The organism is Xenophilus sp., from assembly GCF_044462705.1.
GTDB lineage: Bacteria > Pseudomonadota > Gammaproteobacteria > Burkholderiales > Burkholderiaceae_C > Xenophilus > Xenophilus azovorans.
The window spans coordinates 1-26284 of sequence record NZ_JBIQNC010000047.1 but is presented as its reverse complement, the minus strand read 5'-3'; the positions used below and the strand labels follow the sequence as shown (position 1 = coordinate 26284).

General features: G+C 73.1%; 26 protein-coding genes. 20 read left to right on the top strand and 6 right to left on the bottom strand.

Translation table 11 applies throughout. The features are described from left to right. The first annotated feature begins 177 nt into the window (after nt 1-177). Entirely contained in the window at nt 178-426 is a 249-nt protein-coding gene (locus ACIY1X_RS09925; RefSeq protein ID WP_399680172.1) for a hypothetical protein, read from the top strand. A gap of 106 nt (nt 427-532) precedes the next feature. Here ACIY1X_RS09925 and ACIY1X_RS09920 read toward each other — a convergent pair whose 3' ends face one another. After that, on the bottom strand, nt 533-1846 hold the full coding sequence (locus ACIY1X_RS09920; RefSeq protein WP_399680170.1) for a Rieske 2Fe-2S domain-containing protein: 1314 nt from the start codon (nt 1844-1846) through the stop codon (nt 533-535). Nucleotides 1847-2046: 200 nt separating this feature from the next. Here ACIY1X_RS09920 and ACIY1X_RS09915 point away from each other — a divergent pair, with 200 nt between their 5' ends. The 3 genes from ACIY1X_RS09915 to ACIY1X_RS09905 are packed head-to-tail and all read left to right on the top strand — an operon-like array spanning nt 2047 to nt 4935. Then, nucleotides 2047-3045 (top strand): Bug family tripartite tricarboxylate transporter substrate binding protein, encoded by a 999-nt coding sequence (locus ACIY1X_RS09915; RefSeq protein WP_399680168.1) that lies wholly within the window; start codon nt 2047-2049, stop codon nt 3043-3045. A gap of 4 nt (nt 3046-3049) precedes the next feature. Then, entirely contained in the window at nt 3050-4111 is a 1062-nt protein-coding gene (locus ACIY1X_RS09910) for an SDR family oxidoreductase (protein WP_399680166.1), read from the top strand. Between the two features lie 8 nt (nt 4112-4119). Then, entirely contained in the window at nt 4120-4935 is an 816-nt protein-coding gene (locus ACIY1X_RS09905; RefSeq protein WP_399680164.1) for a sugar phosphate isomerase/epimerase family protein, read from the top strand. Nucleotides 4936-4948: 13 nt separating this feature from the next. On the opposite strand, the gene ACIY1X_RS09900 is transcribed toward ACIY1X_RS09905, so the two are convergent. Genes ACIY1X_RS09900 through ACIY1X_RS09890 form a run of 3 tightly spaced genes read right to left on the bottom strand, consistent with a single transcriptional unit; the run spans nt 4949 to nt 7340 of the window. Then, the gene (locus tag ACIY1X_RS09900; protein ID WP_399680163.1) at nt 4949-5758 is read right to left on the bottom strand and encodes an enoyl-CoA hydratase/isomerase family protein; all 810 of its coding nucleotides are present in this window, start codon (nt 5756-5758) and stop codon (nt 4949-4951) included. A gap of 7 nt (nt 5759-5765) precedes the next feature. Beyond that, nucleotides 5766-6164 carry a Zn-ribbon domain-containing OB-fold protein gene (locus ACIY1X_RS09895; protein WP_399680161.1) on the bottom strand — a complete coding sequence of 133 codons (399 nt, stop codon included), beginning with the start codon at nt 6162-6164 and terminating at the stop codon, nt 5766-5768. 6 nt (nt 6165-6170) lie between these two features. Continuing rightward, nucleotides 6171-7340: a thiolase domain-containing protein gene (locus tag ACIY1X_RS09890; protein ID WP_399680159.1), complete on the bottom strand. Its 1170-nt coding sequence runs from the start codon at nt 7338-7340 to the stop codon at nt 6171-6173. Nucleotides 7341-7415: 75 nt separating this feature from the next. Here ACIY1X_RS09890 and ACIY1X_RS09885 point away from each other — a divergent pair, with 75 nt between their 5' ends. The 3 genes from ACIY1X_RS09885 (at nt 7416) to ACIY1X_RS09875 (ending at nt 10054) form a co-directional block, all read left to right on the top strand. Continuing rightward, entirely contained in the window at nt 7416-8189 is a 774-nt protein-coding gene (locus ACIY1X_RS09885; protein ID WP_399680157.1) for an SDR family NAD(P)-dependent oxidoreductase, read from the top strand. A 192-nt stretch (nt 8190-8381) separates the two neighbouring features. Beyond that, nucleotides 8382-9188 (top strand): enoyl-CoA hydratase/isomerase family protein, encoded by an 807-nt coding sequence (locus ACIY1X_RS09880; RefSeq protein WP_399680155.1) that lies wholly within the window; start codon nt 8382-8384, stop codon nt 9186-9188. After that, nucleotides 9185-10054, top strand: a complete 870-nt coding sequence (locus ACIY1X_RS09875; RefSeq protein ID WP_399680153.1) for a MaoC/PaaZ C-terminal domain-containing protein — start codon at nt 9185-9187, stop codon at nt 10052-10054. Before ACIY1X_RS09880 ends, ACIY1X_RS09875 begins: the two co-directional genes overlap by 4 nt. 53 nt (nt 10055-10107) lie before the next feature. Here ACIY1X_RS09875 and ACIY1X_RS09870 read toward each other — a convergent pair whose 3' ends face one another. Then, a complete protein-coding gene (locus ACIY1X_RS09870; RefSeq protein WP_399680151.1) occupies nt 10108-11079 on the bottom strand; it encodes a Bug family tripartite tricarboxylate transporter substrate binding protein in 972 nt (323 codons plus the stop codon). 87 nt (nt 11080-11166) lie between these two features. Here ACIY1X_RS09870 and ACIY1X_RS09865 point away from each other — a divergent pair, with 87 nt between their 5' ends. The 13 genes from ACIY1X_RS09865 (at nt 11167) to ACIY1X_RS09805 (ending at nt 25253) form a co-directional block, all read left to right on the top strand. Continuing rightward, a complete protein-coding gene (locus tag ACIY1X_RS09865) occupies nt 11167-12207 on the top strand; it encodes a phosphotransferase (protein WP_399680150.1) in 1041 nt (346 codons plus the stop codon). Next, nucleotides 12204-13196, top strand: coding sequence for an NADPH:quinone oxidoreductase family protein (locus tag ACIY1X_RS09860; RefSeq protein ID WP_399680148.1), 993 nt, complete (start codon nt 12204-12206; stop codon nt 13194-13196). The genes ACIY1X_RS09865 and ACIY1X_RS09860 overlap by 4 nt, the downstream gene beginning before the upstream one ends. A gap of 95 nt (nt 13197-13291) precedes the next feature. Further along, on the top strand, nt 13292-14404 hold the full coding sequence (locus tag ACIY1X_RS09855) for an ABC transporter substrate-binding protein (RefSeq protein WP_399680146.1): 1113 nt from the start codon (nt 13292-13294) through the stop codon (nt 14402-14404). Nucleotides 14405-14488: 84 nt separating this feature from the next. Next, the gene (locus ACIY1X_RS09850; protein ID WP_399680144.1) at nt 14489-15355 is read left to right on the top strand and encodes a branched-chain amino acid ABC transporter permease; all 867 of its coding nucleotides are present in this window, start codon (nt 14489-14491) and stop codon (nt 15353-15355) included. Next, nucleotides 15352-17151, top strand: coding sequence for an ATP-binding cassette domain-containing protein (locus tag ACIY1X_RS09845; protein ID WP_399680142.1), 1800 nt, complete (start codon nt 15352-15354; stop codon nt 17149-17151). The genes ACIY1X_RS09850 and ACIY1X_RS09845 overlap by 4 nt, the downstream gene beginning before the upstream one ends. Next, nucleotides 17148-17858: an ABC transporter ATP-binding protein gene (locus ACIY1X_RS09840; protein ID WP_399680140.1), complete on the top strand. Its 711-nt coding sequence runs from the start codon at nt 17148-17150 to the stop codon at nt 17856-17858. The genes ACIY1X_RS09845 and ACIY1X_RS09840 overlap by 4 nt, the downstream gene beginning before the upstream one ends. 33 nt (nt 17859-17891) lie before the next feature. Beyond that, nucleotides 17892-18827: an SMP-30/gluconolactonase/LRE family protein gene (locus ACIY1X_RS09835; protein ID WP_399680139.1), complete on the top strand. Its 936-nt coding sequence runs from the start codon at nt 17892-17894 to the stop codon at nt 18825-18827. Next, on the top strand, nt 18817-19980 hold the full coding sequence (locus ACIY1X_RS09830; protein ID WP_399680138.1) for an acyl-CoA dehydrogenase family protein: 1164 nt from the start codon (nt 18817-18819) through the stop codon (nt 19978-19980). Before ACIY1X_RS09835 ends, ACIY1X_RS09830 begins: the two co-directional genes overlap by 11 nt. A gap of 12 nt (nt 19981-19992) precedes the next feature. Then, the gene (locus ACIY1X_RS09825; RefSeq protein ID WP_399680136.1) at nt 19993-21039 is read left to right on the top strand and encodes a hypothetical protein; all 1047 of its coding nucleotides are present in this window, start codon (nt 19993-19995) and stop codon (nt 21037-21039) included. A gap of 22 nt (nt 21040-21061) precedes the next feature. Further along, entirely contained in the window at nt 21062-22294 is a 1233-nt protein-coding gene (locus ACIY1X_RS09820) for an MFS transporter (protein ID WP_399680134.1), read from the top strand. 22 nt (nt 22295-22316) lie between these two features. Further along, nucleotides 22317-23519, top strand: coding sequence for a CaiB/BaiF CoA transferase family protein (locus ACIY1X_RS09815; protein ID WP_399680133.1), 1203 nt, complete (start codon nt 22317-22319; stop codon nt 23517-23519). Next, nucleotides 23516-24295: an enoyl-CoA hydratase-related protein gene (locus tag ACIY1X_RS09810; RefSeq protein ID WP_399680131.1), complete on the top strand. Its 780-nt coding sequence runs from the start codon at nt 23516-23518 to the stop codon at nt 24293-24295. The genes ACIY1X_RS09815 and ACIY1X_RS09810 overlap by 4 nt, the downstream gene beginning before the upstream one ends. A gap of 22 nt (nt 24296-24317) precedes the next feature. Continuing rightward, nucleotides 24318-25253, top strand: a complete 936-nt coding sequence (locus tag ACIY1X_RS09805; protein WP_399680129.1) for an SMP-30/gluconolactonase/LRE family protein — start codon at nt 24318-24320, stop codon at nt 25251-25253. On the opposite strand, the gene ACIY1X_RS09800 is transcribed toward ACIY1X_RS09805, so the two are convergent. Continuing rightward, nucleotides 25240-26223: a Bug family tripartite tricarboxylate transporter substrate binding protein gene (locus ACIY1X_RS09800; RefSeq protein WP_399680127.1), complete on the bottom strand. Its 984-nt coding sequence runs from the start codon at nt 26221-26223 to the stop codon at nt 25240-25242. The genes ACIY1X_RS09805 and ACIY1X_RS09800 overlap by 14 nt on opposite strands. Between the last annotated feature and the right edge of the window lie 61 nt (nt 26224-26284).

The following is a 26284-nucleotide window of genomic DNA, read 5'->3' as shown; positions in this document are numbered from 1 at the left end:
TGCGCAACCGCACCGAGGCCGTGGTCGCCGCGCAGTCGCTCACCGAAGCCTGAGGCGCCCGGCGCCGCCGCCGGCGGCTTGCCTTGGCTTATTGATTGGTATTACCATTGCGCAATTGGCGGCCGCCCTGTCCCGGGCTTCAGGGGCGGAGACGCCGGCCGCCCACAGGAGTTGCCGATGGACACGAAGACAATCGCCGACCGCGTCTTCCAGGTGGAAGACGCCGCCGGCCGCACCTACCGGGCCACCCGCTATGTCTGGCTCGACAACGTGGCGGCCGAGGGCCACCCCGAGGACTGGCAGGAGATCGCCCACCTGCTCATGACCGAGTACGGCGGCATCCTGGACCCCGATCCGGCCGGCGCCGGCTGCTTTGTCGTCGACGGCACGGGCACGCGGGTCCGGACGGTGAGCGAAGAGGCCTGATACGGGTTTGCAATCCGGGTGAGAACGAGGCGCGAAGCCGCAGACAGTGCCGACGCGACGTACGGCCAGGCGAAGCAACGCCGTGCCGTATGAGCCGGCCGCGCCCTCAGGGCGCGTAACCGAAGTCCTTGCCAGGCTCCGCGCGCATGAACTCTCCGCCCGCGGCCATCCAGTCGCCGCCTTCCGCAACCGTGATCGAGATCGCGCGCACCAGGAATTTGGACGGATCCTCCACGGAGGCCGGGCGCGTGCCTTCGGCCGCCAGGCGCTTGACCGCTTCCAGCAGGACGCGGCGGGTGCGGGCCACGCCGCTGTCGCTCACACCCAGGTTCTCCTTGCTGCGGTCGTAGATGGCCGACACGCCCGATTGGCAGGCGGCGTCCTGCAGCCACAGGCCCGGCATGCCCGCGTTGTACCTGCGGGACAGCTCCGGTGAATAGCCGTAGGCGTTCTCTCGATTGAACTTGCTCCAGTAGGTGTGATACGGGAAGGTCACCGGCCGCGGCTCGAACGAGTTGGCCGAGGCATGGCCGGTCTCGCGGCCGTTGTGCCCGTCCACGAAGAGCTTGCGCGTCTTCTCGTAGAACGGCTGGGCCGGGTGGTAGGAAAACATGATGCACAGCGTGTGCTCGTCGTCCATCGGCACCCAGGCGTGGCCGCTCAGCTCGGGGTACTGGGAGAAGGGCGGGACCAGGGTCCAGAAGGGCATCAGGAACTGGTTGACGCGGATGTAGTTCTTGTCCCCGTCGAGCTTGCGCCGGGACGCGACGTGCAGGCCCGCGTCGTGCTGCACGACCTCGAACCGGGGGGCGAGGTCGGCGGCCTGCTTCCATTGGTCGATGCTGCCGCCGGCGTCCACCCGGCCGTGCAGGATGGCCGCATGCGCCGAATCGATCTCACCTTCCAGCGCCTGCAGCCAGTTGCAGTCCTGGATGCGCATGGACACGTGGACGTTCTCGGGCGGCACCATGTTCCATTCCATGCTCGGCAGCTCGGGCGGGGCCTCGTCGGGGCCCATGTAGGCCCACAGCACGCCATTGCGCTCGCGCACCGGATAGGCCTTGACGCGCACGCGGTCGAGCATGGGCGAGTTTGCCGGCTCGGCGGGCATCTCTTGGCATCGGCCGTCCACCGAGAATTTCCAGCCGTGATAGACGCAGCGCAGGCCGCCTTCCTCGTTGCGCGCGAAGACCAGCGGCGCGCCGCGGTGCGGGCAGGCCTGGTCGACCAGGCCCACACGGCCTTCCCGGTCGCGGAACGCCACCAGGTCCTCGCCCAGCAGACGGACGCGGTAGGGCTCGCCGTCGGGCGGAACGTCGCTGGAGAGCAGGAACGGAAGCCAGTACAGGCGCATCAGCTCGCCCATCGCCGTCTTGGGGCCGACGCGCACCAGCAGTTCGTTGTCTTCGTGCTTCAGCATGGTCATTGCCTCAAAATTGGTTCAACCATTAGATTATACTAGCACAGACAGCGGGAGAAAAGCGACCTCCCTGGGCAGGATCGGCCGCCTGCGGCTCCTGGCGGCCACCCGGGCGATTTGGGGCAAACCCCTGTTTATGGATTATTGGTTAGTCCATTAATATTTTGTCATTCAACGACCGATCCCCCAGGAGAGCGCGCATGCCTGCCACCCGTTCCATCGACCGCCGCGCCGCATTGATCCGCCTCGCCTCGGGCGCCGCCGTGCTGGCGGGCGCCGCGCCGCTGGCGCATGCCCAGGGCAACTGGCCCGAGCGGCCGATCACGCTGGTCACGCCCTTCGGCGGCGCCGTGGACGTCCTGGCGCGCCTGATCGCCGCCGACCTGGGCCGGCGGCTCGGGCAGAGCGTGGTGGTCGAGCAGAAGTTCGGCGGCTCCGGCACCATCGGCATGGCCGCGGTGGCGCGGGCGCAGCCCGACGGCTACGTGATCGGCATGGGAACCACGACTTCGCTGACCTCGGCGCCCCATCTGATCAAGAGCCCGGGCTACGACGTCGAGAAGTCCTTCACCTACCTCGGGCTGATCCAGACCTCGCGCCAGGTGCTCACCGTGTCGCCCAAGCTGGGCGTGAACACGCTCGAGGAGTTCATCGCGCTGGCCAAGTCCAAGCCCGGTGCGCTGAACTTCGGCTCCAGCGGCGTGGGCAACAGCATCCACCTGGCGGTCGAGCAGTTCAACGCGGCGGCCGGCATCCGCGCGGTGCACGTGCCCTACAAGACGGGCAACGAGACCGACGCGGCCATGATGGCCGGCGACGTGCAGTACACGATCGCCTCGCTCGCCACCTCGCTGCCGCTCATCCAGGCCGGGCGCATCCGTGCGCTGGCCGTCACCGGCGAGGGCCGCGATCCGGCGCTGCCGGACGTGCCCAACCTCACCGAGGCAGGCCTGTCCGCGCGCATCCCCGAGCAGCTCTTCGGCATGGTCGCTCCGGCCCCGCTGCCGCCGGCGGTGTCGGCGAAGCTGCTCAAGGCGGTGGCCGACATGCAGGCCGACGCCGCCTTCCAGGAGTCGGTGCGGCGCGGCGGCGGCGTGCCGACCCAGGTGCACGGCGAGGCCTTCCGCAAGGTGGTGCTCGCCGACAGCAAGACCTGGGGCGAGCTGATCAAGCGGCTGAACATCACGCTCAACAGCTGACGGCATGGCGGACGTGACGGCGGAGCGCGTCGCGCTGGTGGCCGGCGCCAGCGGCATCGTGGGCCGCGGCATCGCCACGCGGCTGGCGGCCGACGGCTGGCGCGTGCTGTGCGCCAGCCGCAGCGGCGCCGCCGTGCCCGGCGCGCAGGGCATCGAGGTGGATCTGTCCGACGCGCAGCAGGCGCGCGCCGCGCTCGCCGGCCATCCCGGCATCACGCACCTGTTCTACGCCGCCTACGTGCAGGCGGCCGACCGGGCGGCCGAGGTGGCCCCCAACCTGGCGATGCTGCGCCATGCCGTGCATGCCGCCGAAGCGGCGGCGCCCGGCCTGCGCAAGGTGGTGCTGGTGACCGGCGCGAAGTTCTACGGCATCCAGTGGGGCGCATCGCGCACGCCCTGCCGCGAGAGCGATCCCCGCCAGCTGCCGCCCAACTTCTACTACGACCAGGAGGACTTCCTGCGCGAGGCCGGCCGCGGCCGGCCCTGGCGCTGGGTCAACCTGATCCCGCCCTTCGTGTCCGGCCATGCCGTGGGCAACCCGATGAACCTGGTGCTCGGCATCGGGCTGTACGCGGCCGCGTGCAAGGCGCTCGGCCTGCCGCTGCGCTTCCCGGGCAGCGCGGCGGCCTACGACGCGCTGCACCAGATCGCCGACGCCTCGCAGATCGGTGCCGCTGCCGCCTGGGCCGCCGACGCGCCGGCCGCGCAGGACGAGGCCTTCAACGTCGCCAACGGCGACCCGACGCGCTGGCGCCGCACCTGGCCGGCGCTGGCGCAGGCGCTGGGCATGGCCTGCGACGAGCCCAAGACGGTGCCGCTGGCCGAGCTCATGCCCCACCAGCAGCCGCTGTGGGACCGCATCGCCCGGCAGCACGGGCTGGCGCCGGTGGACATCGCGCGCGTGGTGGACTGGCGCTGGATGGACTACATGCTGCGCCAGGGCCACGACATCGTGCTGGAGACCCGCAGGATCCGCAACGCCGGCTTCCACGACTGCATCGACACCGAGGCCGTGCTCATCGAGCGGCTGCACGAACTGCGGCGTGCGCGCGTGCTGCCCGAATGACATCGGCCATGAAGACGCACGACCTCACGCTCGGCTTCCTCACGCTCGGCGCCCAGGCCGCGCCCATGGAGGTGCTGGATGCCGCCGCGGCCGCGGGCTTCGGCGCCGCCGGCCTGCGCGTGAGCGGCCGTAACCCCGGCGACTCTTGGCCCTCGGTCGATCCCGCGTCGCAGGACCTGGAGCGCCTGCGCGAACATGCCGGGGCGCTCGGCGTGCGGATCTCCAGCATCAGCGGCTACTACATCTCGCCCGCCACCGAGGCGCAGCACCTGCTGCGCAACGTCGAGGCGGCGACGCGGGTGGGCGCGCCCCTGATCATGCAGGGCTGCTTCGAGCCCGACCTGGCACGCGTCGCGCGCCTGCTGGCCGGCTACGCGCGGGCTGCGGCCGACGCGGGCGTGCGCATCGCCATCGAGTTCATGCCGATGAGCGCGTTGAAGAGCATGCCCGACACGCTCGACGTGATCGAGCGGAGCGGCGCTGCCGACAACGTGGGCCTCCTGATCGACGCGCTGCATCTGGCGCGCTCGGGCGCACGGCCTTCGGACGTGGCGGCGCTGGCGCCCGGCCGCGTGCCGATCGCGCAGTTGTGCGATGCGGCCGCCCGGCGGCCGGACTCGCTGTCGCTCTTCGACGAGGCGATGCAGGGCCGCATGTACCTGGGCGACGGCGGCCTCGATCTGGCGGGCCTGGTGCGGGCGCTGCCGCCGGGGACGGAACTGGAGCTGGAAACCCCGGTCATCGCCGACGCCGCGCTGGCCCCGGCGGAGAAGGCGCGCCGCGCTGCGGCCAAGGCGCAAGCTTTCTTCGCGCGCCTCGGCTGAGTGCGCAGCGGTGTCAGGCGCCGCCGCCCTCCCGCACACGCGGGAAACCAGCGAAGGCCGGGCGCTGCCGGGCCAGCGCTGCCTCGATCTGCGCACGCGGCTCCTCGGCCGCGAAGGCCGCGGCCTGGCTGGCCGCCTCCAGCGCGAAGGCGCTGCGGCGGTCGCCGTCCAGCGAGGCGTTGAGCATCGACTTGGCCAGGGCCACCGCCGCCGGCGCGGCGCGCGCCATGCTCTGCGCGATAGCCCGCACGCGCGCCTCCAGCGCATCGCTCTCGCACACCTCCATCAGCAGGCCCAGGCGCAGCGCCTCCTGCGCATCGACCTCGCGTGTGGAGTAGGTCAGCTCGCGCGCCCGCTGCAGCCCGACCACGCGCGGCAGCAGGTACAGCGCGCCGAGGTCGGGCACCAGGCCGAGGCGCAGGTGCGCCATGCAGAACCTCGCGCGCGGCGTTCCCACCAGCAGGTCGGCGCACAGCGCCAGCGCGAAGCCGGCGCCGATGGCCGGCCCGTCGATCGCCGCGATCACCGGCCGGCCGAGGTTGAGCAGGTCGTCGCTCAGCCGCAGCCCGGCCTGGATGCGCTGCTGCCAGTAGGCCGGCCCGGCGTCCACGTGCTCGCGCAGCGCCTGCAGGTTGCCGCCGGCGCAGAACGCGCCCGCGCCGCCGGTGAGCACCAGCACGCGCACCTGCGCATCGTCGCGCACCTGCGCCAGCACCTCCATCAGGTCGCTGCGCAGCGGCACGTCCAGCGGGTTGTGGATCTGGCCGCGCGTGAAGCGCACCCAGCCCACGCCGTCCTCGACACGGTAGTCCAGCGTGTCCATCGCGGGCTCAGGCCGGGCGGAACATCGGCACCATCGCGCCGCCGTCGGCCGGCTTGAAGACGGCCTCCACCGGCTGGCCGATCCTCAGGCTGTCGAGGTCGCAGTCGACGATGTTGGTCAGCATCGTGATGCCTTCCTCCAGCGCCACGTAGGCGATCGCGTAGGGGATCGGCCCGGCGCGGCGGGTGACGCTCACGCTGTAGATCGTGCCGCGGCCCGAGAGGGCGCGCCATTCGGTCTCTCCCAGGCAGAAGGGGCACAGGGCGCGCGGGTACCAGTGCGGCTTGCCGCAGGCGGTGCACACGCGCGTGACCAGCAGGCCCTGCTTCGCGCTGGCCCAGAAATGCTCGGTGGCCGCGTCGACCTGCGGCGCGGCGAGCGGACGGTCGGTGGAGGGAGTGGTCATCGCTTGTTACTGCCTTTCCATGATGAGCGTGGCGCTGCCGTGGCGCGAGCCGAGCAGGCCGCCGGTGCCCTGCGCCAGGGCGAGCGTGCAGCCGGGCACCTGCACCCTGGGGTGCGCCTCGCCGCGCAGCTGCCGCACGGCCTCGATCACCTTGGTGATGCCGCCGCGGTTGGCCGGATGGTTGTTGCACAGGCCGCCGCCGTCGGTGTTGAAGGGCAGCCTGCCGGTGCCGGAGATCAGGTTGCCGTCGGCCACGAAGCGGCCGCCCTCGCCCTTCTTGCAGAAGCCCAGGTCCTCCAGCTGCATCAGCACCGTGATGGTGAAGCTGTCGTAGATGGAGGCGTACTGGATGTCCGACGGCTTCACGCGCGCCTCCTCGAAGGCGATGGGGCCGCTCACGGCCGCGCCCGACCAGGTCAGGTCGACCTGGCCGCCGAGCTGGCCCTTGATGGTCTCGCCGGCGCCCAGCACGTTGACGATGGGCCGCTTGAGCGTGCGCGCGATCTCCGGGCGCACCACCACCAGCGCCCCGCCGCCGTCGCTGACCACGCAGCAGTCCAGCTTGTGCAGTGGGTCGGAAATCATCGGCGAGGCCAGCACCTCCTCCACCGTGACGGGCTCGCGCAGCATCGCGTTCGGGTTGTGCTGCGCATGGGCCGCGGCGGCGACCTTGATCCAGGCCAGCTGTTCGGCGGTGGTGCCGAATTCGTGCATGTGGCGCGCCGCCGCCAGCGCATACATGTTGACGGTGACGGGCGCGTAGGGCATCTCCCAGGGCACGTCCGGCGTGTTGGGCGTGACCAGGCGCGGCGCCACGCCGCTGGAGCCCTCGCTGCGCGGGCGGCCGGCGAGCGTGATGAGCGCCACGTCGCACTTGCCGGCGGCGATCGCCTGCGCCGCGTGCGACACGTGGATCAGGTAGGCCGAGCCGCCCGTGTCGGTGCTGTCGACGTGGCGCAGCCGCGTCAGGCCCAGGTAGTCGGCCATGTTGTTGGCGCCCAGGCCCGGCGCGTCGCCGGCGCAGAAATACCCGTCCACGTCCTTCAGGGTGAGGCCCGCGTCCTCGAGTGCGCCGCGCGCGCACTCGGCGTGCAGCTGGGCCACCGTCTTGTCCGGCGCCTTGCGCGTGGGATGCTCGTAGGCGCCCGCGATGCAGGCCTTGCGATGGATGCTCATTCAGTTGCTCCGGCTGAAGAATGGATCTTAGAATATCATTGGTTCAACCATCGTACATCAAAAAAGGAGCAGCACGTGGACCCCATCGTCAGCCTGCAAGGGCGCACCATCGTCGTCACCGGCGCCGGCCAGGGCATCGGCCGTGGCATCGCCGAGACCGCCGCCGCCCTCGGCGCCAACGTCGTGGCCGTGGACCTCAACGGCGAGACCCTGGCCGCCACGCTCGAGGCGCTGCCTTCGGGCCGGGCCATGGGCGTGCAGGGCAGCGTGGCCGACCCGGCCGTGGCCGACCGCGCCGTGGCCGATGCCGTCGCGCGCTTCGGCGCCGTGCACGGGCTGGTGAACAACGCCGGCATCATCCGCCCGGCCATGATCGACAAGATGACCGACATGCAGTGGCAGGAGGTCATCGACGTGCACCTCACCGGCTCCTTCTACTGGATGCGCGCCGCCGGCCGCCACATGATCGAGCGCGCCAAGGGCGGCGACACCAGCGGCGGCGCGGTGGTGAACATCTCCTCGGACGCCGGCCGCAAGGGCTCGATCGGCCAGATCAACTATGCCGCGGCCAAGGCCGGCCTGCTGGGCATGACGATGACGGCGGCGCGCGAATGGGGCCGCTACAACATCCGCACCAACTCGATCTGCTTCGGCGTGGTCGAGACGCCGATGACCGAGGTGGTGCGCGGCGAGAAGTTCCGCGACCAGATGCTGGCGCAGATCCCGCTGGGGCGCTGGTCGACGCCGCAGGAGGTGGTCAAGAGCGTGGTGTACCTGCTGTCCGACGGCGCGAGCTATGTCACCGGGCAGCATCTCGGCGTCAACGGCGGCTTCCACATCAGCCTTTGATATGGAGCACCCCCAGGCTTCGCGGACTTCGTTCCGCTTCGCCAACCCCCTCCAGGGGGCACATCCTGCGGCCCGGCCAAGCCGGTTCCGCGGATGTTCCCGCATGGCCTGCTCCGCGGCCTTCGGAGCGAGCGGCAGGCTGCACTGCATCCCGTGCGGACCGAACGGAAAACTGCGTCGTGGGGCACTGAGATGAGTGGCGAGACGGTCCTGCAGGAGCGCATTGGCGGCGTGGCGGTGCTCACGCTGTCGCGGCCGGGCTTCAAGAACGCCATCGACGCGGCCACCACCGACCGGCTGACGAACCTGCTGCGCGAGCTGCGCCTGGACGACGCGGTGCGCGCGTTGGTGCTCACCGGCGCCGGCGGCGACTTCTGCGCCGGCGGCGACGTCAAGGGCATGGGCGAGGGCGGGCAGCGCACGGTCGAGGAGCGCCGCACCGGCATGGCGCGCTATCGCGAGCTGGCCGAGCGCTTCGCCGCCTTCGACAAGCCGCTGGTGTGCGCCGTCGACGGCGTGGCCTTCGGCGCCGGCCTGAGCATGGCGCTGTGGGCCGACATCGTGCTGGTGAGCCAGCGCGCGCGCATGGCCATGGTGTTCCACCGCATCGGCCTGGTGCCCGACGTCGGCGCCTGGTACACGCTGCCGCGCGCGGTCGGCCTGCCGCGCGCGCGCGAGCTGATCTATTCGGCGCGCGAGTTCGGCGCGGAGGAGGCGGTGCGCATGGGCATCGCGCTCGAGGCGCTGCCGCCCGAGGCGCTGATGCCCCGCGCGCTGGCTCTGGCCCAGGCCTTCGAGGGCGGCTCGCCCACCGCGTTCAGCCTGTCGAAGGCGGCGCTGGCCGCCTCGCTGCACAGCGACCTGCCGACCCTGCTCGAGATGGAGGCCGGCGCGCAGGCCATCGCCGGCTCGAGCGCGTACTTCCGCGAGGCGGTGCGCCGCTTCGCCGCCAAGGAGCCCGCGGCCTTCCGCTGGCCCGCAAGACAGGAGCCGACATGATCGACTACGAGAAGACCCGGGCCTGGCGCTCGGGGCCGGTGCGCCATGCCTACACGGCGAAGGACAGCATCCTCTACGCCCTGGGCGTGGGCTTCGGCGCCGACCCGCTGGACGCACAGGAGCTGCGCTACGTGTACGAGAAGGACCTGGTCGCCGTGCCCACCATGGCTGCGGTGCTGGCCTCGCCCGGCTTCTGGATGCGCGAGCGCACCGAGCTGGGCATCGACTTCGTGCGCCTCGTGCACGGCGAGCAGTCGGTGGTGCTGCACCGGCCGCTGCCCGGCGCCGCCACGCTGGTGGGCGAGAGCCGCGTGGCGCGCATCGTCGACAAGGGCGAGGGCAAGGGTGCGGTGATGCACGTGGAGAAGACGCTGACCGACGAGGCCGACGGCGGCCTGGTCGCCACCGTCGAGCAGGTGCTGTTCCTGCGCGGCGACGGCGGCTTCTCGAAGCACGGCGGCGGCGACGCGCCGGCGCCGGCCGCGGCCGAGCCGCCCGCGGGCCCGCCGGACATCACGCTGGCGCTGCCCACGCGCGCCGACGCGGCGCTGCTGTACCGGCTGTCGGGCGACATCAACCCGTTGCACGTCGATCCGGCGGTGGCGGCGAAGGCCGGCTTCCCGCGGCCGATCCTGCACGGCCTGGCGACCTACGGCAACGCCTGCCGCGGCATCCTGGCCGGCTGCTGCGGCCACGACGCGGCGCGCCTGCGCTCGATCCGCGCACGCCTCACCTCGCCGGTGTACCCGGGCGAGACGCTGCTGCTGGAGTGCTGGCGCCTGGGCGCCGAGGAGGTCGCCTTCCGCGCCCGCGTGCAGGAGCGCGACGTGCAGGTGCTGGCCAACGGCCGCGCGCTGCTGGGCTGAGAAGGCGCGAACCGTCCGGGACGGCGGCCCGCCGGCGCGGGCCGCCGCCGGATTCAGAGCTTCACGCGGCCCGAATCGACCAGCTTGCGCACCAGCGCGAGCTGGTCCTTCATGAACTGGCTGGTCTTCTGCGGGCTCCAGTCCACCGACTCGAAGCCCAACTCGACCAGCTTGGCGCGCACGTCCGGCAGCATGGTGATGCGGGTCAGCTCGGCGGTGAGCTTCTTCACCACCGCGTCGGGCGTCTTCGCCGGGACGAAGGCGCCGGCCCAGCCGGGCATGTCGACCGCGGGGTAGCCCAGCTCGGCGAAGGTCGGCACGTCGGGGTAGCCGGCGAAGCGCTTGGCGCTCGCCAGGGCTAGCGGCTTGATCTTGCCGGGGTAGCGGCTGACGCCGCCCACCGAGGTGAAGGCCGCGTCGATCTGGCCGGCCAGCAGGTCCTGCAGCGCCGGCGCCTCGCCCTTGTAGGGCACGTGCACGGTGTCGAGGTCGGCCGCCATGTTGAACAGCTCGCCGACGAAGTGGCCGCCCGAGCCCGGCCCGTAGGAGCCGTACGAGAGCTTGCCCGGCTGCGTCTTGGCCAGCGCCACGTACTGCCTGAGCGTGCTCACCGGCAGGCTCTCCCGGATGCCCATGGCGATCGGCGTGAGCGCGAGCATGCACACCGGGCGCAGTTCGTCCAGCCGATAGCCGGTCTTGGGCAGCAGCACGGTATTGCTGATCAGCGCGCTGTAGCCGATGAGCACCGTGTGGCCGTCGGCGGCGCCCTGGGCCACGGTGGTGGCGGCGATGGCGCCGCTGGCGCCGGGCTTGGACTCGACCACCGACGGCTGCCCCCACGCCTCGGTGAGCTTCTGGCCCACCAGCCGCATCATCGTGTCGTGCCCGCCGCCCGGCGGCGTGGGAATGATGAAGCGCACGGGCTGCGACGGGAAGGTCGGCGCCTGCGCGCCGGCGAGGTCGAACGCGCCGGTGCCCAGCGTGCCCAGCGCTGCGGCGATCACATCGCGACGGCTCATGGCCATGGTCTGTCTCCTGTTGTCATTGAGGGGAATGCGTTAGTATCTCATTGGTTCAACCATCGAAAGTACGGATTTCTCCGTAGACGCCCCGTGCCGGATTCACCCGAACAGACCGCCGCGCTCGATGCCTTCGTACGCCGCGAGATCGGCCCCTTCGACGGCGCGCTGCAGCTGCGGCGCGTCGAGGGCGGCCAGTCCAACCCCACCTTCCTCGTCGACGCCGGCGCGCACCGGCTGGTGCTGCGGCGCAAGCCCGCCGGCACGCTGCTGCCCTCGGCGCACGCGGTGGAGCGCGAGTACCGCGTGCTGCGGGCGCTGGAGGGCTCGGCCGTGCCGGTGCCGCGCGCCCGCGTGCTGTGCGAGGACCCGGCCGTGATCGGCAGCAGCTTCTACCTGATGGACTTCGCCGAGGGCCGCATCCTCACCGACCAGACGCTGCCCGGCATGGCGCCCGCGCAGCGCCGCGCGCACTACGCCGAGATGGCGCGCGTGATGGCGGCGCTGCACGGCCTGGACTGGCGCGCGCGCGGGCTCGAGGGCTTCGGGCGCGAGGGCGGCTACATCGCGCGCCAGCTCGAGCGCTGGACGCGCCAGTACCGTGCCAGCGAGACGCGCCGCATCGACGCCATGGAGCGCCTCATCGACTGGCTGCCCGCGCATGTGCCGCCGCAGGAGGGCACGGCGCTGGTGCACGGCGACTTCCGGCTCGACAACCTGGTGTTCCACCCGAGCGAGCCGCGCATCGTGGCGGTACTCGACTGGGAGCTCGCCACGCTGGGCGACGCGCTGGTGGACTTCGCCTACCACTGCCTGTCCTGGCGCTTGCAGCTCGGCACGCACCGCACCCTGGCCGGCCTCGACCCCCTGCCCGAGGGCATTCCCACCGAGGCCGAGCACGTCACCGACTACGGGCGCGCCCGCGGCGGCGAACGGCACGACATCCCCCACTGGAGCTACCACATGGCCTTCAACATGTTCCGGCTCGCCGCGATCCAGCAGGGCGTGGCCCGCCGCGCGCTCGACGGCAACGCCGCCAACAGCCGCGCCGCGCAGGTGGCCACGCGTGTGGAGGCCACCGCGCAGGCCGGCTGGCAGGCGGCGGAACAGGCCGGCGCGGAGGTGTCCCGGTGAGCGGCATCCCCCGCACCATGCGCGCCTGGCGCGTCGAGGAAATCACCGAGGCGGGCCGCATGCAGCTGCGCGAGGTCGAGGTGCCGCGGCCCGGCCCCGACCAGTACCTGGTGCGCGTGGAGGCCGCCGGCCTGGCCTTCGGCGACACGCTGATCGTGCGCGGCAGGTACCAGATCAAGCCGCCGCTGCCCTTCACGCCGGGCTCGGAGGTGGTGGGCACCGTGGTCGCGGGCGAGGGCGGCGAGATCCCGGTCGGCACGCGCGTCGCCAGCTCCTCGCGCCAGTGCGGCTTCGCCGAGTACGCGCTGGTGCCGCGCGCCGAGGCGGTCGCCATCCCCGAGGGCATGGACGCGGGCGACGCCCTCGCGCTGCGCAGCAACTACCCGACCTCGCTGTACGCACTGCGCGTGGCCGGCCGGCTCGCGCCGGGCGAGACGCTGCTGGTGCATGCCGCCGCCGGCGGCGTGGGCAGCGCGGCGCTGCAGCTGGGCCGGCTCCTGGGCGCGCGCGTGATCGCCACCGCGGGCAGCGAACGCAAGCGGCAGGCCTGCCTCGACGCCGGCGCCGACGCCGCGCTCGACTACGCCGACCCGGCCTGGGTCGATGCCTTCCGCCGCGCCGCGCCGGGCGGCGCCGACGTGATCTACGACCCCGTGGGCGGCGAGGTCGGCGCGCAGAGCCTGCGCTGCCTGGCCTTCGGCGCGCGCTACCTGGTGATCGGCTTCGCCGGCGGCACGCTCACGCCGCTGCCGGCCAACCGGCTGCTGCTGCACAACGCCAGCGCGGTCGGCGTGCTGTGGGGCGAGGTGCGCAAGCGCGACCTCGCGCTGGCCGCGCAGCTCACGCGCGAGGTGTACGGCTGGCACGCGCAGGGCCGCATCCGGCTCATGCCGGGCCAGCCCTTCGACTTCGCGCAGGCGCCCGAGGCGCTGGCCGCGCTGGAAGGCCGCGCGACCGTGGGCAAGGCCTGGCTGCGCGTGCCGTCCTGAGGCGCCGCCCCGCCGCGGAGCGTGGCCTCGGTACTTTCCCCCATGCGCCAGGCAGGGCATGGAATTCTAATGGTAGAACCATTAAAGGAGACATGATGCGCAGCTTGCTTTCGTTCGTCCGACGGGGCGCCGCCGCGGCCCTGGTGCTGGGTTCGGCGCTGGCCGGCACGGCCTGGGCGCAGGACGTCCGGGTCGGCGTGCTCTACCCGATCAAGACCATGCTGGGCCAGCAGGGCCGCAACGGCGCGCAGGTCGCGGCCGAGATGCTCAATGCCGGCGGCGGCGTGCTGAACGGGCGCCGCATGGCGCTGATCGTCTACGACGACAACTACCAGCCCGCCGACGGCGTGGCCGCCGCGCGCAAGCTCATCGGCGAGGACAAGGTATCGGTGGTGGTGGGCGCCATCAACACCGCCGTCTCGCTGGGCGTGATGCAGGTGGCGCAGCAGGGCGGCGCGATGTTCCTCGCGGCCGTGACCAAGGCGCCGCAGATCACCCAGTACGACCGCGCGTTCCGCTTCAACCCGCTGGTGGCCACCGACGGCGAGGTGTTCAACAAGTACCTGAAGGACAAGGTGCGCCCGCAGCGCCTCGCGGTGGTGGTGGAGAACGGCGACTACGGCCGCTCGATCATCGCCGACATGAAGGGCGCCTTCGGCAGCGCCGTGGTCGCCACCGAGCTGTACGAGATCCTCAAGCAGACCGACTTCAGCACGCTCGCCTCGCGCGTGAAGGCGGCCAACCCCGACGTCGTCTGCATGGCCTTCTCGGCGCCCGAGCAGGGCGGCAACCTGCTGCGCACGCTGGCCGAGGCCGGCGTGCAGGCCCGCCGCTGCATCCTGCCGGGCTCGGTCACGCCGGCGCTGATCCAGGTGGCCGGCCCGGCGGCCGAGGGCGCCTTCACGCTCGACATCTGGGCGCCGACGATGGACACCGAGACCAACCGCAAGTTCGTCGCCGCCTACGAAGCGAAGTTCAAGGCGCCGCCGGGCAAGGTGGACTTCCTGGGCTTCGAGAGCATCTGGGTGCTGGGGCAGGCGATCCGCGCCGCCGGCACCGCGACCGACACCGCCAAGCTCGCCGCCACGCTGCGCCAGGGCACCTGGGATTCGCCGCGCGGGCCGCTGCGCTTCCCGGGCAACCAGGCCACCTCGGACAAGTGGGTCGCGCTGACCGTCAAGGACGGCCGGATCGTCGTCGGCGATTGAGGCCCGCGCACGTCCCGCCATGAGCCCCCGCCCGGCCGCCCCGAAGGGGGCTCGCACCGCAGTGCGAAGCACGAAGGTTATCCAATGAGCGAGGTCCTGCTCCAGCAACTGCTCAACGGCCTGTCGGTCGGCTTCGGCTATGCGCTGATCGCGCTCGGGCTCACCCTGGCCTTCGGCGTGCTGCACATCATCAACTTCGGCCACGGCGAGGTGGTGATGCTGGGCGCGCTCACGGTGGTGCTCGCCACGCAGCGCCTGCACCTGCCCTACCTGGCCGCCGTGCCGCTGGCGATGGCGGTGGGCGCGCTCGCCGGCTGGCTGTTCGACGCGCTGGCGGTGTCGCCGCTGCTGCGCCGCACCGACGGGCGCACCGACATCCTGCTGACCACCTTCGCGGTGGGCGTGCTGGTGAACCAGGCCGTGCTCTCGGTCTGGGGGCCGGCGCCGGCGCGGGTGGACGGGCTCGCGGGCCGCATCGACCTGGCCGGCGTCGGCCTCACCGCGCAGCGGCTGTTCGTCATCGGGGCCAGCATCGCCGCGCTGGCGCTGCTCGACCAGTTGGCCCGGCGCACGCGCTTCGGCGTCGAGATGCGGGCGCTGGCCCAGAGCGAGCACGCGGCGCGCGTGGTGGGCATCGACGTCCGCTCGGTCGGCACGCGCGCCTTCGTGCTGGCCGCGGCGGTGGGCGGGCTCGGCGGCGCGCTGCTGGCGCCGATCGCCTCCTACTCGCCGATGCTCGGCCAGGCGGTGCTCATCAAGGCCTTCGTGATCGTGGTGCTCGGCGGGCTGGGCAGCGCCGGCGGCGCCGTGCTGTGCGCCCTGGGCGTGGGCGTGGCCGAGGCGCTGCTCGGCCTGGCGATGGAGGAGGGCCTGGCCGCGATGACCGTCTATTCGCTGATGCTGGTCGTGCTGCTGGTGCGCCCGCAGGGGCTGGCGGGGGGCGCGCGATGAGCCGCACCCTGCGCGACGTGCTGCTGGGCGTGGCCGCCGCCGCGCTGCTGGCGGCCGCGCTCACCTCGACCTACCTGCTGGACGTGGCGGCCTACGCCGGCGTGCTCGCGGTCTTCGTGCTGGCGGTGTCGGTCACCTTCGGCCAGCTCGGCTACGTCAGCTTCGGGCACGCGGCCTTCCTCGGGCTCGGCGCGTACACGGTGGGCGTGCTGGTCACCCGCTACGGCTGGAACTACTGGGCCTGCCTGCCGCTGGGCCTGCTGCCCGGGCTGCTGCTGGGCGGCCTGATCGGCGTGGTCTCGGCGCGGCTGAGCGGCGCCTACTTCGCCATCGCCACGCTGGTGGTGGCCGAGATCCTGGTGCTGCTGGTGATGAACTGGGTCGACGTGACGCGCGGCCCGATGGGCCTGATGGTGAATGCGGCGCCGCTGCCGCTGCCGGACTGGCTCGACTGGAACGCGCAGCAGGGCTACCTGTTCGTGGTCGGCGCCTCGCTGGCGGTGGTGTTCGTGCTGCTGCGCAACCTGCGCGACAGCGCCACCGGCCGCGCCTGGACGGCGATCCGCGAGGCGCCCGCGCTGGCCGAGTCGCTGGGCGTGGCCAGCGCGCGCTCGCGCGTGCTCAACGTCGCGCTGTCGGGTGCGGTGGCCTCGTTCGCCGGCGGGCTGCTGATCCCCAAGGTGTTCGTGCTCTCGCCCTCGCTGCTGGGCGTGGGCTACTCGGCCACCGGCATCCTGGGCGTGATCCTCGGCGGCAAGGCCACGCTGGTCGGGCCGATGCTCGGCGGCATGCTGTTCGCGGTGATCCCGGAGTGGCTGCGCTTCCTGGGCGACCTGAACTTCGCGGCCTTCGCGGTGCTGCTGCTGGTGGTGGTGCGCGTGCTGCCCGGCGGCCTGGTCGGCTGGCTCGCGGCGCGGCCGGCGCTCGCGCGGCGCCTGGCGGCCCGCAGTGCGCGCGACTGGCCAGCGCCGGCGCCGGTGGCGCCGCGCACGCCGCGCCAGGCCACGGTGCTCGAGCTGGCGGGCGCCAGCCGGCACTTCAAGGGGCTCAAGGCGGTGCAGGACGTTTCCTTCGCCGTGCGCGCCGGCGAGATCGTCGGCCTGATCGGGCCCAACGGCGCCGGCAAGACCACCCTGCTGAGCATGCTCAGCGGCTTCCTGCCGCCCAGCGCCGGCAGCATCCGCGGCTTCGGCCGGGACATCGCGCACCAGGCGCCGCACCGCGTGGCGCGGCTGGGCGTGGTGCGCAGCTTCCAGCAGACCGCGCTGTGCGCGGGCCAGACGGTGGCGATGAACATGGCCATCGCCAGCCACATGCACCGGCCCGCCGGCCTGGCCGGCGCGCTGCTGCGCACCCGCGCCTGGCGCGAGCGCGAACGCGAGCGCATGGCCCACGCGCTGGGCTGCCTGGCCGAAGTGGGCCTGCTGGCGCGGCGCGACGAGCTCGCGGCGAACCTGCCCTACGGCGAGCAGAAGCTGCTGGGCGTGGCGATGGCGCTGGCCGCCGGGCCCGACGTGCTGCTGCTCGACGAGCCGGCCGCCGGCCTCAACCACGTCGAGGCCACGCGCCTGGCGGGCGTGCTCTCGGGCCTGCGCGACAAGGGCTTCACGCTGGTCGTGGTGGACCACAACCTGAAGATGCTGATGGCGCTGGTCGACCGCGTGGTGGTGCTGCACCACGGCGTGAAGATCGCCGACGGCACGCCGCAGGCGGTGGCGCGCATGCCGGCGGTGGTCGATGCCTACCTGGGCGGCGCGCACGCGCAGCAGCAGGACGCCGCGGAGGTGCCCGCATGACGCCGGCGCTGCAGGTGGCGGGCCTGTCGGTGCGCTACGGCGCCACGCTGGCGCTCGACGGCGTGGCGCTCGAGGTGCGCAGCGGCGAGGTGGTGGCGCTGGTGGGCGCCAACGGGGCAGGCAAGTCCTCGCTGCTCAATGCGCTGCTCGGCCTGGTGCCGCACGCCGACGCCGGCTTGCAGCTGCACGGCAGGCGCCTCGATGCGCTGGCCACGCGCCAGCGCATCGAGGCCGGCCTGGCACTGTCGCCCGAAGGGCGGCGCGTGTTCCCCGAGCTGAACGTGGAGGAGAACCTCGACCTGGGCGACCTCGGACGGGACCTGGCGCTGCGCGCCGCGCAGCGCGAGGGCGTGTACCGCTGGTTCCCGCGCCTGCGCGAGCGCCGGCTGCAGCGCGCCGGCACCCTGTCCGGCGGCGAGCAGCAGATGCTGGCGATCGGCCGCGCGCTGATGGCGCGCCCGCGCGTGCTGATGCTGGACGAGCCCACGCTCGGCCTCGCGCCGCTGGTGGTGCAGGAGATCGCCGCCTTCGTGCGGCACGTGTGTGCGACCGGCGTGTCGGTGCTGCTGGCCGAGCAGAACGCCGAGATGGCGCTGGGCGCCGCCGACCGCGCCTACGTGCTGCAGAACGGCCAGGTGGTGATGCACGGGCCGGCGGCCGAGGTCGCCGCGCACCCCGACGTGCGCGCGGCCTACCTCGGCCTGTAGGCGCGTGCGCGGATGGTTCGGGAAGGCACTCCGATGAAGATCGACATCCTCGCCGAAGGACTGGCGTTTCCCGAAGGCCCCGTGGCACTGGCCGACGGCTCGGTGCTGGTGGTCGAGATCGCCGCGGGCCGGCTCACGCGGGTGCGGCCCGACGGCCGGCGCGAGGTGGTCGCGGACGTCGGCGGCGGGCCCAACGGCGCGGCCATCGGCCCGGACGGCGCCTGCTACGTCTGCGACGGCGGCGGCTACGAGTGGCACCGCCACGAGGACGGCACGCTGCACCCCGGCCTGCAGCCGCCCGGCTATGCGGGCGGGCGCATCGTGCGCGTGGACCTCGCCAGCGGCGCGGCGCGCACGCTCTACACCCACAGCGACAAGGCGCCGCTGAAGGGGCCGAACGACCTGGTGTTCGACGCCGACGGCGGCCTGTGGTTCTCCGACCTGGGCAAGCGCCGCACGCGCGACATGGACCACGGCGCGATCTGCTGGGCGCGCATCGACGGCAGCGAGTGCCGCGAGGTGATCCACCCGATGACCACGCCCAACGGCGTGGGGCTGTCGCCCGACGGCCGCCGCCTGTACGTGGCCGAGACCGGTCCGGGGCGCCTGTGGGCCTTCGATATCGCCGGCCCGGGCCGCATCGCGCGCGCGCCCGACTCGCCCGCGCCCCACGGCGGCACCCTGGTGGCCGGCCTGCCGGGCTACCGGATGTTCGATTCGCTGGCCGTCGAGGCCGATGGCCGCATCTGCGTGGCCACCCTGCACGACGGCGGCATCACGGTCGTCTCTCCCTCGGGCGACGCGGTCGAGCACGTGCCGATGCCGGACCGCTTCGCCACCAACCTGTGCTTCGGCGGGGCCGGCATGCGCACCGCCTTCGTCACCCTCTCCTCCACCGGCCGGCTGGCCGCCGTGGCCTGGCCGCGGCCGGGCCTGCCACCGAACTTCCACCACCGCGATGGACTTTGAACACACGCCCCGCGCGCGAGCGCTGATCGAGCGGCTCACGCGCTTCATGGACGACCACGTGTACCAGGCCGAGGGCCGGCCGGAGCAGCTCGAGCCGCTCAAGGCGCGCGCCCGCGCCGAGGGCCTGTGGAACCTGTTCCTGCCCGACGCCGAGCACGGCGCCGGCCTCTCCAACCGCGAGTACGCGCCGCTGGCCGAGATCATGGGCCGCTCGCCGATGGCGCCGGAGGTCTTCAACTGCTCGGCGCCCGACAGCGGCAACATGGAGATCCTGGCGCGCTACGGCACGCCGGCGCAGCAGGAGCGCTGGCTGCGGCCGCTGCTGGACGGGCGCATCCGCTCCTGCTTCTCGATGACCGAGCCTGGCGTCGCCTCGTCCGACGCCACCAACATCGAGGCCGAGATCCGCCGCGAGGGCGACCACTACGTCGTCAACGGCCGCAAGTGGTGGACCTCGGGCATCGCCGACCCGCGCTGCGAGCTGATCGTCTTCATGGGCAAGACCAACGCGGCCAACCCCGACAAGCATCGCCAGCAGTCGATGCTGCTGATCCCGCGCGACACGCCGGGCGTGCAGGTCGTGCGCAACCTCGACGTGTTCGGCTGGGACGACGCGCCGCACGGCCACGCCGAGGTGCTCTACGAGAACGTGCGCGTGCCGGTCGAGAACATCCTGCTCGGCGAGGACCGCGGCTTCGAGATCGCGCAGGGGCGCCTGGGCCCCGGCCGCATCCACCACTGCATGCGGCTGGTGGGCCGTGCCGAGCGCTGCCTGGAACTGATGTGCGCCCGCTCCAAGGCGCGCGTGGCCTTCGGCAAGCCGCTGGCCGGCCAGACCGTGACGATGGAACGCATCGCGCAGGCGCGCGTGCTGATCGACCAGGCGCGCCTGCTCACGCTGCACGCCGCCTGGAAGATGGACACCGTGGGCATCAAGGGCGCGCGCAAGGAGATCGCCATGATCAAGGTCGCCGCGCCGGCGATGGCCTGCCAGGTGATCGACTGGGCCATCCAGGCGCACGGCGCCGCCGGCCTGTCGAAGGACTTCATCCTCGCGCGCTCCTATGCGCAGGCGCGCGGGCTGCGCATCGCCGACGGCCCCGACGAGGTGCACCGCAACCAGATCGCCAGACTTGAACTGGCAGCCCACTGAAAGGACCCGCCCATGTACATGCCTCCCGGCACCACCCTGCGCCTGGACCCGCGCGACGAATACACCCATCCGCCCGAGCCCGTGGGCAACTACAACGAGAGCATGTACTTCAACGCCTTCGACTCGGCGCGTCGCATCGGCGCCTGGGTGCGCATCGGCAACCGGCCGAACGAGGGGCATGCCGAGATGAGCTGCTGCGTCTACCTGCCCGACGGGCGCGTGGGCTTCATGTTCTCGCGCCCGGCCATCACGGGCAACGACGCGATGGACGCGGCCGGCATGCGCTTCGAGGTGATCGAGCCCTTCAGGCACCACCGGGTGCGCTACCGCGGCGAGCTGCTGATCATGGACGACCCGCTCGCCATGGCCGACCCGAGCAGCGCCTTCAAGCGCTACCCCAAGCGCCCGGCCGAGATCGAGCTGGACTTCGAGGGCGTCTCGCCGATGCACGGCGGCGAGATCGTCGGCCCCGACGGGCAGCCCATCGAGCTCGACCCCGAGCACGCCGTCTACCGCGGCCACACCGAGCAGAACATGGCGGTCGAGGGGCACATCACCGTCGACGGCGTGCGCCACCCCTTCAGCGGCGGCACCGGCTACCGCGACAAGTCCTGGGGCCCGCGCCACTGGCACAGCTTCTTCTGGTACAAGTGGCTGCCCGTCACCTTCTCGCGCGACTTCGGCATCCTGCTGTCGATCAAGGGCCGGCCCGAGGGCGGCCCCGACCGCATCAGCGGCAACGTGCTGCGCGGCGGCGTCTACGAGCCGGTGATCGACGGCCGCATCGAGACGCACTACGACGCGCAGTGGTACCCGCAGGGCCTCACGGCCCGGGTCACGACCGCGCAGCGCACCTACGAGCTGCAGGGCCGCGTGCTCACCACCGTGCCGCTGCGCCACCGCAAGGTGGGCGCCGCCGACTGGCGCACCTACACGCGCATCACCGAGAGCCTGACCGAATACACCTGCGAAGGCCGCACCGTGCTGGGCATGACCGAATACTGCGACCTGATGAACGACGGTGTGCCGATCTCCGAGCAGCAGTCGCTGGCGGCCTGAGGCGCGGGAGCAGGGCGCGCGCGTGGCCGGCCACTGGTTTCCCGCGCTCGAGGACCGCTCCACCCGCCTGTACCTGACCGGCCAGCTGGTGTCCATGCTGGGCAGCTGGGTGCTGGACATCACGCTGAACCTGCTGGTGTGGCAGGCGACGCGCTCGCCCACCATGCTGGGCCTGCTCAACCTGCTGCTGTACGGCCCCGGCGTGCTCGTCACGCCGCTCGTCAGCGCCCGCCTGGGCGCCGCCAACGCGCGGCGCATCACCCTGGCGGTGCTGTGCGGCGCGGCGGCGGTGGCGCTCGGGCTGTGCGCGGCCGCGCTGGCGGGCGCGCTGCCCCTGGCGCTGCTGCTGGGCGCGGCGGCGCTGCGGGGCGTGCTGGCCGGCATGGAAGTGCCGTCGCGCCAGCTGCTGCTGATGCACATGGTCAGCGGCGCGGCGCAGCTGTCCAGCGCGATCGCGCTGAACACCGTGGCCTTCCTGCTGGCGCGCACGCTCGGCCCCGGCCTGGCCGCCGTGATGTTCGAGCCGCTCGGCCCGGCCTGGGCCTTCGGGCTCGCGGCGGCGGCCACCGGCTTCATGCTCGCGTGCGTGGCGCGCCTGCCCTCGCCCGCCGCGGCGGCCGGCCTGCACGCGCATGAGGGCGGCGGCCTGCGCATGGCCTGGCGCTTCCTGCGCAGCGACCGGCTCGGCACGCTGCTGCTGCCGGTGGTGACCTGCGTGGCGCTGTGCGTGAGCGCCTACCAGACGCTGATCCCGGTGCTGGCCGGCACCGTGTACGGCGACGCGCCGCGCTGGACGGGGCGCTTCTTCGCCGCCGCCGGCGGCGGCGCGCTGGTGGCGGCGCTACTGCTGTCCTCGCGCCACATCGAGGCCGCCGCGCGGCGCCTGCTGCTGGTCGTGCCCTGGAGCGGCGCCGCGGCGCTCGCCGTGCTGGGCGGCACGGCCGCGCCGGCGGTGGCGCTGGCCTGCTTCGTCGTGCTGGGCTTTTGCGTCTCCTTCGTCGGCACCGCGACCAGCGCCCTGCTGCACCGGCGCGTGCCGCCGGCGGCGCGCGGCGGGTTGATCGGGCTGTTCCTGCTGGCCTTCAACGGCGCCATGCCGGTCGGGCAGATGCTGGCAGGCACGGTGGCCGGGCGCCTGTCGGCACCGGGTGCGCTGTACCTGCTCGCGCTGCTGCTGTCGGCGGGCCTGCTGCTGCTGTGCGGGCGGCGCTGGGCCGCGCTGGGGCGCGTGGAGTGGGATCCGTTCAAGGTCTGAGACATCGCACAAGGGGAAGCAGATGAGCGTGTTCAAGGGACTCAAGGTGCTGGACGTGGCCAGCTTCATCGCCGGGCCGGCGGCGGCCACGCTGCTCGCGGACTTCGGCGCCGACGTGGTCAAGGTCGAGGTGCCCGAGGGGGACGGCTTCCGCAAGACCATGCTCAACCCCAACCTGGCCTACTCGCCGCACAACTACCTGTGGATGCAGGGCGCGCGCAGCCGCCGCGCCATCGCGCTGGACCTGAAGAAGCCCGAGGCCCAGGCCGTGCTGCACCGCCTGGTGCGCGGCGCCGACGTGCTGATCACCAACTACCCGCTGCCGGTGCGCGAGCGCCTGGGCCTGTCGTGGGCGCGCCTGCGCGAGCTCAACCCGCGGCTGGTGTACGCCTCGCTCACCGGCTACGGCGAGACCGGGCCCGAGGCCGCCAAGCCCGGCTTCGACGCCACCACCTACTGGGCGCGCAGCGGGCTGGCCGACCTGACCCGGCCCGACGCCGACGGGCCGCCGGCCAATCCCGCCAACGGCCTGGGCGACCAGCCCACCGCCGTCACGCTGTTCGCGGCCATCGCCACCGCGCTGTACCGCCGCGAGCGCACCGGCGAGGGCGGCATGGTCAGCACCTCGCTGCTGGCCAACGGCGCCTGGGCCAACGCCATGGCGATCCAGGGCGCGCTGGTGGGCGGACGCATCGTCTACCGCCAGCCGCGCACCACGCCGCGCAACGCGCTCACCAACTTCTACCGCTGCGGCGACGGGCGCTGGTTCATCCTGAGCCTGGTGACCGAGGAGCGCGACTGGACCGCCTTCCTGCGCGCCATCGAGCGCCCGGCGCTGGCGCAGGACCCGCGCTTCGCCGAAGTGGCCGAACGCCGCCGCCACGCCGTGGCCCTGCGCGAGCTGCTCGACGAGGTGTTCGCCGGCCGCGAGAGCGCCGAATGGAGCGAGCGCTTCGCGGCCGAGGGGCTGACCGTCGGCGTGGTCGCGCGCAGCGAGGACGCGGTGGACGACCGGCAGATGCGCGCGTGCGGCGCCCTGGTGCCGGGCGAGGGCATCCCGGGCACGGGCCTGACCGTGAGCGCGCCCTTCCTCGTGGAAGGGGCGCAGAAGTCGCATCCCACGCACGCGCCGGCGATCGGCGAGCACACCGACGCGGTGCTGCGCGAGGCTGGCTTCGGCGAGGACGAGATCGCGGCGCTGCGCGCCGCGCAGGCCGTGCGATGAGCGATGCCGCCCCCGTGCTGCGCACCGACCACGGGCACGTGGCGCTGCTTGTCATCAACCGGCCGCGGGCGCGCAATGCGATCGACGCCGCGGCGGCGCGCGCGATGGCGGACATGGTGGCGGCGGTCGAGGCCGACCCGGCCATCCGCGCCGCCGTGCTCACCGGCGCGGGCGAGCAGGCCTTCTGCGCCGGCGCCGACCTGAAGGAGCTGGCCGCCGGCTCGGCGCCGGGCGAACGCTCCACGCCGGAGGGCGGCTTCGCCGGCTTCGTCTTCGCGCGGCGCGCCAAGCCGTGGATCGCGGCGGTCAACGGCGCCGCGGTGGCGGGCGGGCTCGAACTCGTGCTGGCCTGCGACTTCGCGATCGCGGTGCGCCATGCGCGCTTCGCGCTGCCCGAGGTGCAGCGCGGCCTGGCGGCGACGGCGGGCGGCATCTGGCGGCTGCCGCGCGCCCTGCCGCGCGGCGTGGCGCTGGAGATGATCGCCACCGGCGAGGCCATCACGGCGGCGCAGGCGCGCCGCCTCGGCCTGGTCAACCGCCTGGTGCCGCCCGGCGAACTGCGCGGCGAGGCGCTGCGCGTGGCCGGGCGCATCGCGGCCAACGCGCCGCTGGCGGTGCGCGAGAGCCTGGCGCTGGCGCGCCGCGCGCTCGACGACGAGACCGCATTGCGCGACGCGGCGGCCGGGGCGGCGCGGCGCGTGCTGTCCCACGAGGACGCGCGCGAGGGCCCGCGGGCCTTCGCGCAGGGCCGCGCGCCGCAGTGGCGCAGCGCCTGAACGCAAGCAAAGGAGCATCGACATGCAGCAAGACGAGGTGGAGATCCTGGCCGAGGGCCTGCAGTTTCCCGAGGGACCGGTGGCGCTGGCCGACGGCTCGGTGCTGTTCGTGGAGATCGCCGCGGGCCGGCTCTCGCGCTGGCACCCGGACGGCCGGGTGGAGGAGGTCGCGCGCCCGGGCGGCGGCCCCAACGGCGCCGCCCTCGGGCCCGACGGCGCCTGCTACGTGTGCAACAACGGCGGCATGCAGTGGCACACCGACCCGAACGGCGGGCGCTTCCCGCACGGCCGCGCGGCGGACTACTCGGGCGGGCGCATCGAGCGCATCGACCTGCGCAGCGGCCGCGTCGAGCGGCTGTACGAGCACACCGGCCGCACGCCGCTGGCCAGCCCCAACGACCTCGTGTTCGACGCGCACGGCGGCTTCTGGTTCACCGACCTCGGCTCGATGGGCCACGACGCGCTGGAACGCGGACGCATCTGCTACGCGAAGGCCGACGGCTCGGCGATCCGCGAGGTGGTGTTCCCGATGCTCACGCCCAACGGCATCGGCCTCTCGCCCGACGGACGCCACCTGTACGTGGCCGAGACGGTGACGGCGCGCGTGTGGCGCTTCGCCGTCAGTGGGCCGGGCGAGCTGGCGCTGGCCGGCTGGCCCGCGCTCACCCCCGGCGACATGCTGTTCGCGTCGGCCGCGTACTGCATGTTCGACTCGCTCGCGGTGGAAGCCGGCGGCAACGTCTGCGTGGCGACCATCGGCGCGCCGGGCATCGCCGGCGTCACGGTGATCGACCCGGCGGGCGCGCTGGTCGAGCGCGCGTCGATGCCGGACCGCTCGACCACCAACATCTGCTTCGGCGGCGCCGACGCGCGCGACGCCTTCGTCACGCTCTCGCGCACCGGCCGCCTGGCGCGCCGCCGCTGGGCGCGCCCCGGCCTGCGGCTCACTCCATCGTGACGCCGGTGGTGCGGATGGCCTGCGCCCAGCGCGTGGCCTCGCTCTGCAGGAAGCCCTGCGCCGCCTGCGGCGTGCCGCCCTCGGGCTGGAAGCCGTAGGCGAAGATGCGCGCCGCCACGTCGTCGGACTGCACGATGCGCGTGACCTCGGCGGCCATGCGCTCGACGATCGGGCGCGGCGTGGCCGCCGGCGCGGCCAGCATCGACCAGCCCGTCAGGCTGACCTGCGGGAAGCCCGACTCGCCGAAGGTGGGCACGTCGGGGAAGTCGCGCAGGCGCTTGTCCAGCGCCACCGCCAGCATCCGCATCTGGCCGGCCTGCGCCTGGGCCGAGAGCGTGCCGGTGGCGCCGATGACCACGGCGATCTGCCCGCCCAGCGCGGCCTGGATCGCCGGCGCCTCGCCCTTGAAGGGCACGTGCACGAGGTGGATGCCGGCCGCCTGGGCGAACATGCTGCCGAGGATGTTGGCCGAGCTGCCCGGCCCGCTGGTGCCGTAGTCCACGCCCTTCTTCTGCGTGCGCGCCCATTCGACGAACTGCTTCACGTCGGTGGCCGGCACGCTGCGCGAGACGGCGAAGCCGTTGGGCAGCATCGCCACCAGCGAGACCGGCGCCAGCTCCTGCAGCGTGTAGCCGGGCGCGCGCGCCATCAGGCTGGTGAGCACCAGGCTGCTGAGCGAGAGCACGAAGGTATGGCCGTCGGGCGGCGCCTTGGCGACGAGCGAATAGGCGATGGCGCCGTTGGCGCCGGCGCGGTTGTCCACCACCACCGGCTGGCCGAGGGCGGGGGCCAGGCGCTCGGCCAGCAGGCGCGCGGTGCCGTCGAGCGCGCCGCCGGGCGGCGTGGGGATCACGATGCGCACCGGCGCGCCGGGCCAGCGGCCCGCGTCCTGCGCGTGCGCGCGGCCGGCCAGGGCGAAGGGCGCGGCGCCGAGCAGGCCCAGCGCGTCGCGGCGGGTGGGATGGGTCATGGCATGTGTCTCCTTATATGTCTCAGTTGGTTCAAACTTCAGTCGTCAAGGCAGTAAGGCC

What these genes read in the sequence shown, in the direction of transcription:
- ACIY1X_RS09815 (WP_399680133.1), top strand. Translation starts at nt 22,317, where the DNA reads ATGAGCGTGTTCAAGGGACTCAAGGTGCTGGACGTGGCCAGCTTCATC.
- ACIY1X_RS09850 (WP_399680144.1), top strand. Translation starts at nt 14,489, where the DNA reads ATGAGCGAGGTCCTGCTCCAGCAACTGCTCAACGGCCTGTCGGTCGGC.
- ACIY1X_RS09800 (WP_399680127.1), bottom strand. Translation starts at nt 26,223, where the DNA reads ATGACCCATCCCACCCGCCGCGACGCGCTGGGCCTGCTCGGCGCCGCG.
- ACIY1X_RS09910 (WP_399680166.1), top strand. Translation starts at nt 3,050, where the DNA reads ATGGCGGACGTGACGGCGGAGCGCGTCGCGCTGGTGGCCGGCGCCAGC.
- ACIY1X_RS09875 (WP_399680153.1), top strand. Translation starts at nt 9,185, where the DNA reads ATGATCGACTACGAGAAGACCCGGGCCTGGCGCTCGGGGCCGGTGCGC.
- ACIY1X_RS09870 (WP_399680151.1), bottom strand. Translation starts at nt 11,079, where the DNA reads ATGGCCATGAGCCGTCGCGATGTGATCGCCGCAGCGCTGGGCACGCTG.
- ACIY1X_RS09925 (WP_399680172.1), top strand. Translation starts at nt 178, where the DNA reads ATGGACACGAAGACAATCGCCGACCGCGTCTTCCAGGTGGAAGACGCC.
- ACIY1X_RS09900 (WP_399680163.1), bottom strand. Translation starts at nt 5,758, where the DNA reads ATGGACACGCTGGACTACCGTGTCGAGGACGGCGTGGGCTGGGTGCGC.
- ACIY1X_RS09895 (WP_399680161.1), bottom strand. Translation starts at nt 6,164, where the DNA reads ATGACCACTCCCTCCACCGACCGTCCGCTCGCCGCGCCGCAGGTCGAC.
- ACIY1X_RS09880 (WP_399680155.1), top strand. Translation starts at nt 8,382, where the DNA reads ATGAGTGGCGAGACGGTCCTGCAGGAGCGCATTGGCGGCGTGGCGGTG.
- ACIY1X_RS09905 (WP_399680164.1), top strand. Translation starts at nt 4,120, where the DNA reads ATGAAGACGCACGACCTCACGCTCGGCTTCCTCACGCTCGGCGCCCAG.
- ACIY1X_RS09920 (WP_399680170.1), bottom strand. Translation starts at nt 1,846, where the DNA reads ATGCTGAAGCACGAAGACAACGAACTGCTGGTGCGCGTCGGCCCCAAG.
- ACIY1X_RS09835 (WP_399680139.1), top strand. Translation starts at nt 17,892, where the DNA reads ATGAAGATCGACATCCTCGCCGAAGGACTGGCGTTTCCCGAAGGCCCC.
- ACIY1X_RS09810 (WP_399680131.1), top strand. Translation starts at nt 23,516, where the DNA reads ATGAGCGATGCCGCCCCCGTGCTGCGCACCGACCACGGGCACGTGGCG.
- ACIY1X_RS09915 (WP_399680168.1), top strand. Translation starts at nt 2,047, where the DNA reads ATGCCTGCCACCCGTTCCATCGACCGCCGCGCCGCATTGATCCGCCTC.
- ACIY1X_RS09805 (WP_399680129.1), top strand. Translation starts at nt 24,318, where the DNA reads ATGCAGCAAGACGAGGTGGAGATCCTGGCCGAGGGCCTGCAGTTTCCC.
- ACIY1X_RS09840 (WP_399680140.1), top strand. Translation starts at nt 17,148, where the DNA reads ATGACGCCGGCGCTGCAGGTGGCGGGCCTGTCGGTGCGCTACGGCGCC.
- ACIY1X_RS09855 (WP_399680146.1), top strand. Translation starts at nt 13,292, where the DNA reads ATGCGCAGCTTGCTTTCGTTCGTCCGACGGGGCGCCGCCGCGGCCCTG.
- ACIY1X_RS09830 (WP_399680138.1), top strand. Translation starts at nt 18,817, where the DNA reads ATGGACTTTGAACACACGCCCCGCGCGCGAGCGCTGATCGAGCGGCTC.
- ACIY1X_RS09845 (WP_399680142.1), top strand. Translation starts at nt 15,352, where the DNA reads ATGAGCCGCACCCTGCGCGACGTGCTGCTGGGCGTGGCCGCCGCCGCG.
- ACIY1X_RS09890 (WP_399680159.1), bottom strand. Translation starts at nt 7,340, where the DNA reads ATGAGCATCCATCGCAAGGCCTGCATCGCGGGCGCCTACGAGCATCCC.
- ACIY1X_RS09825 (WP_399680136.1), top strand. Translation starts at nt 19,993, where the DNA reads ATGTACATGCCTCCCGGCACCACCCTGCGCCTGGACCCGCGCGACGAA.